The 11239-nt window shown below is 52.1% G+C and carries 8 protein-coding genes; 4 read left to right on the plus strand and 4 right to left on the minus strand.

Annotation, left to right across the window (positions count from 1 at the left end; all coding sequences use genetic code 11):
- Positions 1-6: 6 nt before the first annotated feature.
- On the minus strand, positions 7-1455 hold the full coding sequence (gene gatA, locus IGQ16_RS04055) for an Asp-tRNA(Asn)/Glu-tRNA(Gln) amidotransferase subunit GatA (protein ID WP_024123830.1): 1449 nt from the start codon (positions 1453-1455) through the stop codon (positions 7-9).
- 213 nt (positions 1456-1668) lie between these two features.
- Here gatA and IGQ16_RS04060 point away from each other — a divergent pair, with 213 nt between their 5' ends.
- From IGQ16_RS04060 to IGQ16_RS04075, 4 genes are all read left to right on the plus strand, one after another.
- Entirely contained in the window at positions 1669-2052 is a 384-nt protein-coding gene (locus IGQ16_RS04060) for a hypothetical protein (protein ID WP_024123831.1), read from the plus strand.
- Positions 2049-3605, plus strand: coding sequence for a DUF697 domain-containing protein (locus IGQ16_RS04065; RefSeq protein WP_024123832.1), 1557 nt, complete (start codon positions 2049-2051; stop codon positions 3603-3605). The genes IGQ16_RS04060 and IGQ16_RS04065 overlap by 4 nt, the downstream gene beginning before the upstream one ends.
- 79 nt (positions 3606-3684) lie before the next feature.
- The gene (locus IGQ16_RS04070) at positions 3685-5160 is read left to right on the plus strand and encodes a hypothetical protein (protein WP_297060345.1); all 1476 of its coding nucleotides are present in this window, start codon (positions 3685-3687) and stop codon (positions 5158-5160) included.
- 41 nt (positions 5161-5201) lie between these two features.
- A complete protein-coding gene (locus IGQ16_RS04075; protein ID WP_024123834.1) occupies positions 5202-5945 on the plus strand; it encodes a hypothetical protein in 744 nt (247 codons plus the stop codon).
- On the opposite strand, the gene IGQ16_RS04080 is transcribed toward IGQ16_RS04075, so the two are convergent.
- The 3 genes from IGQ16_RS04080 to IGQ16_RS04090 all read right to left on the minus strand — a co-directional run bounded on the left by IGQ16_RS04080 (position 5942) and on the right by IGQ16_RS04090 (position 11084).
- Positions 5942-7093 carry a GNAT family N-acetyltransferase gene (locus IGQ16_RS04080; RefSeq protein ID WP_297060347.1) on the minus strand — a complete coding sequence of 384 codons (1152 nt, stop codon included), beginning with the start codon at positions 7091-7093 and terminating at the stop codon, positions 5942-5944. The two genes, IGQ16_RS04075 and IGQ16_RS04080, sit on opposite strands and share 4 nt — an antisense overlap.
- A gap of 115 nt (positions 7094-7208) precedes the next feature.
- A complete protein-coding gene (gene petF1, locus IGQ16_RS04085; protein ID WP_011056851.1) occupies positions 7209-7505 on the minus strand; it encodes a ferredoxin PetF1 in 297 nt (98 codons plus the stop codon).
- Between the two features lie 198 nt (positions 7506-7703).
- Positions 7704-11084 carry a glycosyltransferase gene (locus IGQ16_RS04090; RefSeq protein ID WP_297060349.1) on the minus strand — a complete coding sequence of 1127 codons (3381 nt, stop codon included), beginning with the start codon at positions 11082-11084 and terminating at the stop codon, positions 7704-7706.
- Between the last annotated feature and the right edge of the window lie 155 nt (positions 11085-11239).

An 11239-nucleotide genomic window follows, 5' to 3' on the forward strand; every position in this document is an offset into this window, starting at 1 on the left:
TCACGCCTAGAGCTGCGGCTGCTGCCGATGCCAAGGGGTGGCCTGTTCATAGGCATAGGCAACGTGAAATAGGGTCTCTTCGCCTAGGACGTTGCCAATCAATTGCAGGCCAATGGGCAGCCCTTCCCTATCAAAGCCGCAGGGGAGGCTCAGGCCGGGTAAGCCCGCAAGGTTTACAGGGATGGTCATCAAGTCTGACAGGTACATACTTAGGGGGTCGGTGGTTTTCTCCCCTGCCTTAAAAGCAGTGGTGGGAGCGGTGGGGCAAACCAGGAGATCCACTTGTTCAAAGGCACGGGCAAAGTCTTCTTTGATCAGGGTGCGTACTTTTTGGGCTCGTAGGTAGTAGGCATCGTAGTAGCCGGCAGACAGGGCGTAGGTGCCAATCATAATCCGTCGCTTTACTTCGGGGCCAAAGCCTTGAGCGCGGGTTTTCATGTACATCTCAAGCAGATCAGCGGCCCCTTCAGCCCGAAAACCAAAGTTCACGCCATCATAGCGGGCTAAGTTCGCCGAGGCTTCTGAAGGGGCAATGATGTAGTAGGTGGGCAGGCCGTAGGCAAAGCGGGGACAGGAGAGTTCAACAATGGTTGCCCCCAATTCCTCTAGGGTTTTTAGGGCGGCTTCAAGGGCGGACTTCACCTCCGGTTGCACGCCTTCATCCACGGTTTCTTGAATAAGGCCAATGCGCATGCCTTTGAGATCAGGCTTGAGGGCTTGGGTGTAGTCGGGAATCGGCACGCTGAGACTGGTGGCATCCTTGGCATCGTGGCCGGCGATCGCCCCCAAGAGAATAGCTGCATCAGTCACCGTCGGCGCTAAGGGACCCACTTGATCGAGGGAGGAGGCATAGGCAACCAGACCATAGCGGGACACCAAACCATAGGTGGGCTTGAGACCCACTACTCCGCAGAAGGCGGCGGGTTGACGAATGGACCCACCAGTATCGGAGCCCAGAGCAGCGGCACATTCCCCGGCAGCAACGGCTGCAGCGGATCCCCCTGAGGAGCCGCCAGAAACCCGCTGCGGGTTCCAAGGATTGGCCGTGAAACCAAAGGCGGAATTTTCCGTGGAGCTGCCCATGGCAAATTCATCAAGGTTGGTTTTGCCCACCATAATCGCGCCAGCGGCCTGCAATTTTTCGGTTACGGTGGATTCGTAGGGGGGTACAAAGTGCTCCAGCATCTTAGAAGCACAGGTGGTGCGAACGCCGTAGGTGCAAAGGTTATCCTTGATGGCCAGGGGAATTCCTGTGAGCAAACCAATTTCTTCACCCGCAGCAAGGCGTTTATCCACCTCGGCAGCTTGGGCAAGGGCGCGATCGCGCGTTACCGTCAAAAAGCTGTGGAGTGTTGGTTCTACTTGATCAATGCGATCCAAATAGGCCTGGGTAATTTCAGTGGCGGAGCGCTCTTTGCGAACGAGTTGACGGTGTAGCTCCTGAATCACTGACATAAACGCAGCTTCCCTAGCAATTATCGAACAACAATGCAATACTGGCGATCGCGAGCAGTGCCGCAAACAAGCCAATCTTCAGTCTAGCAAGGGGTGGGTATCCGTGGGGCGTTTTGCCATCGGCGATATATTAGGAATGAAGGAAGCTAAGCCTCAATCTTTTTGGGTTCTTTTAGAGCAGACAACGGTAGGCATGGCCCTGCGGAGTATTGGATGAAACCCCTCGACCCCGTGGATCAGGAAGCCTTTACCAATCCCACATTGCAGCGATTGTGGTTCTTTGTCTATTTGCTGCCCATTTTTGGCATGATTCCAGCACTGTGGCAATTGAGTCGCCGGGGGAGCGATCGCCAGACGCGCCAAGTGAGTCGCCTTGCTCTTGTGATTGGTCTTAGTTGGCTGTTGGGCTATGGTCTGCTGAATGGGCTTGCCAGCCTGAGTGAAGCCCAGTCTCTGCAGCATGGCCTGGCGCTATTGCTGAATAGTCTCTGGGGATCGGCCTACTTTCTGGTGAACTTAGGGCTAATGGTGCGCCTATGGCGGCGGCAATCGCTGAAATTGCCCTTCTTGCAGCGTCTGATGAAATACCTGCCATGACCCCCAGACGTTGGTTTTGGCCACTTTTGGGATTTGGCGCTATTCTGGTGCTCATCCTCTGGCTGATCTCGGCACTGACGTGGCTCTATGTGCAGGTGGCTTTTACGGCCCCCTTTTTGGCCAATCTCTTGGTGTTGATTTTCATTGGCCTATTGGGGGGGCTGCTCTATACGTTCTTTCGCTACCTGTATTTACTTGAACGCCAGGGGAAGCCCAAGCCCGCCACCGCTGTACCCCAAGCCCCTCTGGATAAAACGGAGGCTGCCGCCGAAAACCTCAAAGCCCTACGGCAGCAACTGAGTCAAATTGAAGATGAGGTGGCACGGCAAGCCCTCTTAGCACGGGCACGGGAGCTAGAGGAGGACTTTTGTCGCCACGAATTGCGCATTGTTGTTTTTGGCACCGGCTCGGCCGGTAAAACCTCCCTGGTCAATGCGTTGCTGGGGGAGATGGTGGGGGAAGTGGCCCCCACAATGGGTACGACTGCCGTCGGCCAAACCTATCGTTTTTGGTTACCGAATACTGAGCGGGAAATTCTCATTACCGACACCCCCGGCATTTTGGAAGCAGGGGTCGCTGGCACCTACCGCGAGCAACTGGCTCGACAACTGGCCGCAGAGGCAGATTTACTGCTGTTTGTTCTGGATGATGACCTGCGGCAGTCGGAATATACCCCCTTGGTCAACTTGGTGGAAATGGGCAAGCGATCGCTGTTGGTCCTCAATAAAATTGACTTGCGCTGTGAGGCTGATCAACTGGCTCTGCTGCGCCATCTGCGGCAGCGGGTTAAGGGGTTGATTCCGCCCCAAGATGTGGTAGGTATTGCCGCTCGTCCCCAACCGATCCAGCTCGATACCGGAGAGTGGTTAGAACCCGAACCCCATATTTGGCCCCTGATTCGGCGGATGAGTGCCATTCTCCGCCAGGAAGGGGATGACCTTGTGGCAGACAATATCCTCTTGCAGTCTCAACGCCTAGGGGAGCAAGCCCGCAAAATCATTGATCAGCAACGGCGCCGCCAAGCGGATAAGGTGGTGGAGCGCTACCAGTGGATTGGTGCAGGTGTCGTCTGTGTCACGCCGATTCCCGGGGTAGATCTGCTAGCTGCTGCCGCCGTGAATGCGCAAATGGTCATGGAAATTGGCAAGGTCTATGGCTGTGACTTGAATCGCGATCGCGCCCGCGAGTTGGCCCTTTCCTTGGGCAAAACCCTTGCTAGTCTTGGGATTGTCAAAGGTGCTATGAATCTGGTGGGGACGGCTCTCCAGTTAAGTGTCGGGGGGCTAGTCGTTGGCAAAGCAGTTCAAGGGATTACGGCCGCCTACCTCACTCGCATTGCGGGTAAAAGTTTTATTGAGTATTTTCGCCACAACCAAGACTGGGGGGATGGGGGTATTGGTGAAGTGGTGCAACGGCAGTTTCAACTCAATCGCCGCGATGAATTTATTCGCTCCTTTGTGCAGCAGGCGATCGCCCGCTTACCAGCACAACTGGGAACCGTGATTCCTGAGGAGATAAAAACTCCCCTCTCCCGTGAAGAGGAGTTCTCTTAAGGGATGCTGAGGATTCCCCCAAGGGTCTCGGCAAAAACCGCTACTATGTTCAGTAACGATTTCATGTTGCCGATTTCGGATGAGTCCCTCGACCCGCAGTCCTGATCTGGAGGTGGCACAACTGCCGCAGTTATTGCAGGCAGCGCGGTCTCGCTATTTGGCCGGGGAGCGATCGCCCGCTGTGATAAAGCCCCTCTCTCAAGCCCTGCGAGCCATCCTCGAGCGCAACATTGATCCCCATCTCAGCCAGCGGGGAGGATATCTCCAACGCTTAGTGGAAGCCTATTTTCGTCTGTTTCCTCGCTGCCTCCAGCACCTCAGCCGCGATCAACTGCAACAGCAGGCTGTGCAAAAAACGGTGCTACGGTTACTGCAAATTCCCACCACTGTGATTCAAGATGAGTACGATCGCCTCAATCGTGCTCAGTACAACCAGTCCCTCAAGCACCTGGTGCTTGCCTTTAGTCGCCCTGTCCTAGCCAACTGTAATCCAGTGCCTAAACTCACGGAGGCCGAGTGTTTCCTTGCCTTTTTTATTCAGTGCCTACGCCAAGAACTTGGCGCAACGGTTCTCCTATCCCCCCAGTTTCGTCACGAGTACCGCGATCTGCTGCGTACCGTGTGTCTGGGTAGCTCTGATCCCGAACTATGCCAAAGCAACCTCACGGGGTGGCTTTGGGAAGCAATGAAATCCTTTGACCCCCTCAAGCCCTTTGATGCCACTGGCCATGGTCGTCCCACCTTTGAAGCATGGGTGCGCACAGTCATTAGCAATAAACTTGCCGATGAAAAACGCAAACTCCTCAAGCGCGAGGCGGATGAACTGCTCTTCTACGACAACCGTGCCCTGCAAGTGTTTCAAGATCGTTACCAAGCGGCGCCCCCTGAGGTGCAGCGGGGGATTGATCCCAAAGCCTGCGCTCAGTTGATTACGATTGTGCAAACGGAGATTACGGATCCTCGCATCCGCGCTTCAACGATGCGTTTGCGGCAGCACATTGCCCAACTTTTGGGCTGGACACTTGAATATACGCGGGATATTCATCAGCAGGTGCGACGGATTCTCGGGCGGTATGTTCAGTCCACCCGCTCCCTCAACATTTGCTCCACCGACAGTAACCAAGAGTGGATTGACAACTATCCCGATACCCGCACACTGCCAACCAACAATGGTCAAGGGGTGGAGTGTATGGTGGAGTTTCTCAATGATCCGCAGACGCCGACATGGGTCAGGGATTGGTGTGAGCGTCGCCGTACCCAAGCAGAAATTGCCCGTGAACTCTTTGTGAGCCAGCCCACGATTTCTCGCTGCCTCGGTCGTGAATATCGTCTGTGGCTCTACCGTAAATTCTTTCAAGATCCCCAGATTCCGCAATGGATGAGGCGATGGTATGAAACCCAATCCATTCCCAGCCCCCACCAACGACGGCAAGCCCGCCGTGAAATTCACTCTGAGTATGCCCGTGGTCTTTGCACCGCAAAACAAATTGATGAGCAAATAGAAGCCAAGCTTGCCCAGTGGTGCGAGCGTAACGATATTTACTACCTTCCCTAGGCAGCCTGGCTTTTTCGTACTTCGTTTGGATGACGACGGCTATGACTTCCTTTTTGGCACCGACTGTTCCCATTCGTTCCCTGTCATTGGATGCCGCCCATGCGGTGCTTCAGGGATGTCGTCCCAGTCGGCAACGGCAAGTTCTGCCCTATTTGGTTGCGCTTTATTCGTTCATAGACTGGTGGGAAAATGAGGGTGTTCCCAGCAAGTGGGATGATCTTGAGGATCTGCCTGATGATCTAACCTTGAGTACGACTTGGTGTGAGCGGCCAGAGGTTCTTGACCTTGTGGACATTGCGGATCTCAACTTAGAAGGGGTGCAGTTATCTATCTATCCTGTCGAGCAGGGAGAGTCCCTGCGGATTCATTGCCCCACATTTTTGGGGGTGATGAATGCCGATTTGGCAGTTGCGGTTGGTTTGGATCGCGATCGCCGTCAGGCACAGATGCTCGGTTTTTGCGATCGCCAGACCCTCTTGGACTACTGGCAACACCATCCAGCGGATGCTCAAGGCTATGGCACCTTCCCCCTAGAGCAACTGCAACCCATCTTCTACTTGCCCGAGCAAATTAGCTTCCTCAATCCCCTGCCCCAAAGTACACCACTCACCATCAAGGGCAACACCTACGGCCAACCCCTCGAAAATATACCGCAGCTCACCCAGCGTATGACTGCTCCTGAACCTGAACGGCTGGCCCTCGACAACGAAACCGCAATCCAACGCCTTCTGCAAGCGCTCCAAGGCTATACTGAAACCTCAGAGATTTCCCTCCCCAAAGATTAAGATTGGGCTTCTGGGGGCGATGTGTTTTCGGAGGGATGCTTATGGTAGTAGGCCTGTGCCCCCTCTTTGCTATGATTGCTATGAATCTGACCGGGTTGAGGACGGCGGTGGGTTTGCAGCCCTTGGAGGACTTCTGACAAGGTCAGACCTTCCGGCAGGGGCGATCGCACTTCCCGCACCTTGTGCCACACTGAGCGCGACATCATCAAACTGCGACGAATAGGCTCAGCCCAGCTTTCGAGGTAAGCTTCTCGCTCCCCCTGGTAATCCGTCGAAGACAGCAGTAGAGGTACGGGTGGATAGGCCTGCACCAAGCGAGCAATATGGGTTAGTACCTCCGGATACAGATTTGTATAAGCAGGATGCACCGTTAAGTCTAGCCAGTGGGGCGTGTGTCCATTTTGAGTCGTATGGAGGGTGTAGGAGGCGATCGCTACCTTCCGCTGCGGTTCAAACACGTAAGCACGATGCACTTGTACCTGTTGCGACCAACTGGTCAAACTGTGGTGTAGCCAATCCAAAAGACTCGTTTGAAAATCCCGAGAGTGGCGATTAAAAACTTGGCGCACCAGTGCCGGCATCGACATTGTATCCAACTCATGGAGCAACCGTGCATCCGCATTGGTGACCTTTAGCAGATTAGGCAAGCAAGGCGTGCCCTGGGCCAGTTCTGCCAACTGATCCGTTGAAATCTGCCAATAGGTGAGATGCGCCAAGGGTTGAAAGCCATTTTGGCGATACAGGTCTAGTGCCTCGCGGTAGTCAATATTAATTTCCACTATCCACGTACGGGCTTCGACAAGGGTACCAAAACAGTGGCGCAGGAGTTGTGTCCCCACCTCCGTAAACTCTTGGGCAGACAATTGCTGCACCTGCCATGTGGTGCGACTTTCATTAAAGGGAGCAACCTGCACAACGCCTAGCACTTGGTTGTCCCGCTCCGCAACATAAATGCGCTGCTTGCTCATTCCCATTAGCCACTGCAGTAAATGCAGCGGTGAGGTCATCGGTCCACCCGCCAAGGACGGTAGACCAAAGGGTTGCTCATGTACCCCTTGATGGCGCAGCCACTGTTCCACCACCTCCACATCCCGATAGGCCAAGGGACGAATCATCAAATCACCAGTGGGGGGCAAATCAGAAACCATCAGCGGGCACCAATTACTACTTCTATCTTAAGGACTCCAGCCCCAAAATAAAGGGGCGATGCCCCACAACAATCGCCCCAACAATATAAAACAATATAAATTGTATAAAATCGCCTTAGTAAAGTTCTTCCTCTTGGTTGGTGAGGATTTTGCAGTCAGAACGGGGATAGGCCACACAGGTGAGCACAAAACCCTTCTCAATTTGGTCATCATCCAAGAAGGACTGATCCGACTGATCCACTTCTCCTTCCAGAAGCTTACCGGCACAGGTGGAGCAAGCACCAGCACGGCAGGAGAAGGGCAGGTCTAGGCCTTGCTCTTCGGCCACATCCAGAATGTACTCATCTTCGGGTACGTCAATTGTTGTTTCGCTTCCATCAGGACGCACTAGCGTTACTTTGTAGGTTGCCATGAATCTTGTCCTCTCATGTATGGAAAAGGCAGGGAGCCATTACGCTCCAATTTAGATACTAGGGGAAAAGCCCAGCCTTGATAGGCCCATTCAAGTCCCTTTTTGTATCGTTTTCGTAATTTTAGGCTGCCAAGTTATCTGAAATACTTATAGACATTGAACCTTATGGAGAAAATTAAGCAAACTCGATGGCTGGCTCTATTCTCCGACTCGATGACCTGCAGGCACAACCCACTCCCCTGTCCGATACCGATTGATCATCGCCGTTAGGGCTTGCTCCATCTGGCGGCTAAAGCGTTGAGGATTCCACAGGGGCGCATGGCGTTTGGCTTGGCGTAGCTTCCAACTGACTTGCTGCCGCAGATGGGGTTCCGTCCCGAAACGAATTCCCCAATGCACATACTCCTCATCATTGAAGGCAATCCCCTCCTCAACGCCGACATTTTTCAGGAACGTGTAGGTATGCCTTGCCACAAACTGCTGTCCCACCTTCGTCACAAGCGGCACCTCCAACCAGAGGGCCTCAAGGCTCATTGCCCCGCCTGCATAGGGATAGGTATCGAGCACCACATCCACATCATAGAGATTAGCACGGTGAATCTCTGGTAAGTTCGACGTTAAGAAATAGAGTTTATCTAAGTCAAACCCCTCAGCTTCGGCAAGACTGCGGCACCATTCCTCAAAGATGGGGCTACCACGGTGGTATTTGACAACCAACACCGCATTGGGGACAGCCTCAACAATGGCAAATTGCAGCTTAAGCATTTCTGGTTGAATTTTACTCGTGCGCTGGGCACACAGAAAGACCACCGCATCAGCACTCAGTCCTAATTGATCGCGAATGCCAGTTTTATTAGCTACCTCATAGCCATCGAGGGAAAGATAGCACTCAGGCAGTCGCCACAGCGTTTCTGTGTACCATGCTTGCGCCCCTTCGGGAAGAATGTAGGGGTCAACAATAAAGTAATCCACTGCTGGTAAGCCAATGGCATCAAAGCCTATCCATGTCGCCTGAACGGGTGCTGGTTTAAGTGTGAGAACTTGGTACGTGATGTCGCTCGTACAACTATCTAAGTCAATGAGAAGATCAATCTTATCTTCATAAATTTGCTCAGCTATCTCAGTGGCTTTTGTTTCACCGTGGTGGAAGTGATCAAAGCTTGCCTGAAACCAATAGGAAAGTTGATCTTGCTTACTGGTAGCAGACCATGGATTGTAAGCATAAAATTCAAACCGCTGGCGATCGTAAAGGCGAATAAAGGAACGCATTTGATGGCCAGCAGGATGTTCATGAAAACAACTACCGATAAATCCTACTTTAATTTTTTGAGGAGAGGGGGTTTTTGTGGCACTATTGATAGCTGGCTGGCAATTCCCATATCTATTCTGTACAGGCAGAAAGGAGTGAGCATTATCGTAAAATATTTGGTTGCGTTTATTATAGATTGGTTTGATAATTGCGGGAGCATCAAACTGATGCGTTAGATGAAAGTAGGAACAGATAACATAAAATACACTGCCAAAATCACTCTGTTCGGTGTTGATGTTTTCAGCAAGAAACTGATTACAGCGATCGGCATTCTTGAGCCATCTCTCACAAAGAGCCATAACCTCTTCAGAATAGTTGAGGTTATACTTAAACGTCTGCATTACGTGCAATTTAGATGTCAGGCTCAAGTCTTCGCCCAAAGGATTGAGTGAATAGTCAAAAAGCCTGTTCGCACAGTCAAGTGCCAACTCATGTAACTTACTTTGAGCGCAGGCACGGCAGAGAAATTCATACAGCCCCCATTTTTCTCTAGCAATTTTGAGGAAAGGTTCAGCCAATGTAGAAGCTAGGCGTGCAGGGTCGTTGTTGAGCAGTTCAAAGACTACCCTCTCTAGAGATGGTTGTATGGATGGATATTGGCCTAGCGCTTTGATAAACTCAGGTAACCCCTCTAGCTCACTGCTGTAACCCACCAAGCGCTGCACTGTATTGACAACATCCTCAGGGTTTATTTCCTCTAAGCCTCCATTGGGGGGCAATAAAGCAGTTAGCTGATGTAACAATTGAGTCATTTCCTGTGTACCTAATTTTAACTGAAGTGAGAGGTTCAGTAATTTCAGTCCTATCTTGAGGTTAGGACTAAATTCGTAGGCGTAGCTTGTGAGAGCAAATCGCAGTTCCAAGGTATTGCGGGGCAAATTTGCGAGCTCCAATAGGATCGCTGCCCATGTTGCAGTCATCTCTGCTTGCTCTTCTTCAGTAAAGTCACTGAGATACACTGACCACAGAAGTTGCGCCTCTGACTCTTGGCCCTGGAAAATGTAGGTGGCGCCCTGATAGGCAACCCAGCCATGCTCCCCAGGAAACTGCTTACTCAAGGTCTCGCAGGCAGCTAGTACATCCTCATATCGTTGCTGCTCAAGGTAATCGCAAAGTCTGTGCTGCCAGTTGCCCAGCATCGGCACGGACTCTGTTAACACCTGTTCTAGAAATGCTTCCCATTCGCGGGCACGAACTGACCATGTGCAGTGGTGATTGATGTAGTCCACTTGAGCGCGGAGATGCGCCTCAAGGGCGGCATGGGCTTGAGGATCGTTGAACCGTTGAATTGCCCGATTGAGCAGGCGGCTATAGTCGGCCAGATAATTCTCCTGGGGAATGGGAATCAGGTCGGCAAAACCGGCGGTTGTTTCAGGAAGGGCACCCAGTTCACTGGTGATCAGATAGCAGCCACTGGCCATGGCTTCCATGGCGGCAATGCAGGAGGTTTCTGGAAATGTATTAGTATAGGCCCAAATGGCTGTGGATTTGAGGGCTTGAGCCAGTTCAGGCTGCGGTAGTGAACCCACATAGTTGACGTTAGCCAAATCATGGCAGCGTTGGTAAAGGTTGCCATACTGCTGTTGATCCTCAGACTCACTGGCTTGATAGACCTTCATACTGGAATAGACATTGAGACGAACGGAGGGATGGCTGACTTGTAGGGCGGGCATCAGGTCAAGGAGCAAATTCAAGCCGCGAAAGGGCGTACTCGTATAGGCCAGCGTCCAGGGTTGTGCCTTTGCCTTGAGAATAGACTCTGTAGAATCAAAAAGGTTTTCAAAGCAAGGGGCAATGGCATTACGCAGTACAGCGGTTTTCTCAGCAGGGATCTTGAATGCCTCAATATATTGCTCCTGCTGCCACTGACTAATTAAAACAATCCGTTCATAAACCTCTTGATGTTCAGGGGACCGCAAAGATTCAACGTCAGGTTGATCGGCAGCGTGGTGTGCCCACAATAATAAGGGAGTCTGAGGTGGCAAGACTAAACGAAGCTGGTCGGCCCCAAGGGTACTATTCAAAATAATGGCTATATCAGGTTTCAGCTGCTCAAGGAATGGCAGGGTCAGCCAAGCCAGCGGTAGATGCGGGACGTGGCGGATACATTCAATGTGCCGCGTGTTGTTAAAGAGCCAAACCTCGTGCCCCCGCTGTTGCAACTGCTCTGCTAAATAACAGAGTGCTGACTGTGTCCCTCCTAGGGGAGCTTCGTAGGGTGTATTGAGGGTGTACTGCCAACCAATCCCATCAATAAAGAGAAGGCGCATCGGAACCGAGGGGGCTAATTAGAGGAAATGGTTACCTACAGCAATTATTTTCCAATAAAAAAGCCAAGACTCCTGCATCTTGGCTTCTTTTCGGTATGACTCAATAGGGTCAACCTTGTTCTAATTTTTAAGGGCTTAAGCGGACAATCAACTTA

Source organism: Thermosynechococcus sp. M3746_W2019_013 (genome assembly GCF_015296045.1).
Lineage (GTDB): Bacteria > Cyanobacteriota > Cyanobacteriia > Thermosynechococcales > Thermosynechococcaceae > Thermosynechococcus.

What these genes read in the sequence shown, in the direction of transcription:
- gatA (WP_024123830.1), bottom strand. Translation starts at nt 1,455, where the DNA reads ATGTCAGTGATTCAGGAGCTACACCGTCAACTCGTTCGCAAAGAGCGC.
- IGQ16_RS04060 (WP_024123831.1), top strand. Translation starts at nt 1,669, where the DNA reads ATGAAACCCCTCGACCCCGTGGATCAGGAAGCCTTTACCAATCCCACA.
- IGQ16_RS04065 (WP_024123832.1), top strand. Translation starts at nt 2,049, where the DNA reads ATGACCCCCAGACGTTGGTTTTGGCCACTTTTGGGATTTGGCGCTATT.
- IGQ16_RS04070 (WP_297060345.1), top strand. Translation starts at nt 3,685, where the DNA reads ATGAGTCCCTCGACCCGCAGTCCTGATCTGGAGGTGGCACAACTGCCG.
- IGQ16_RS04075 (WP_024123834.1), top strand. Translation starts at nt 5,202, where the DNA reads ATGACTTCCTTTTTGGCACCGACTGTTCCCATTCGTTCCCTGTCATTG.
- IGQ16_RS04080 (WP_297060347.1), bottom strand. Translation starts at nt 7,093, where the DNA reads ATGGTTTCTGATTTGCCCCCCACTGGTGATTTGATGATTCGTCCCTTG.
- petF1 (WP_011056851.1), bottom strand. Translation starts at nt 7,505, where the DNA reads ATGGCAACCTACAAAGTAACGCTAGTGCGTCCTGATGGAAGCGAAACA.
- IGQ16_RS04090 (WP_297060349.1), bottom strand. Translation starts at nt 11,084, where the DNA reads ATGCGCCTTCTCTTTATTGATGGGATTGGTTGGCAGTACACCCTCAAT.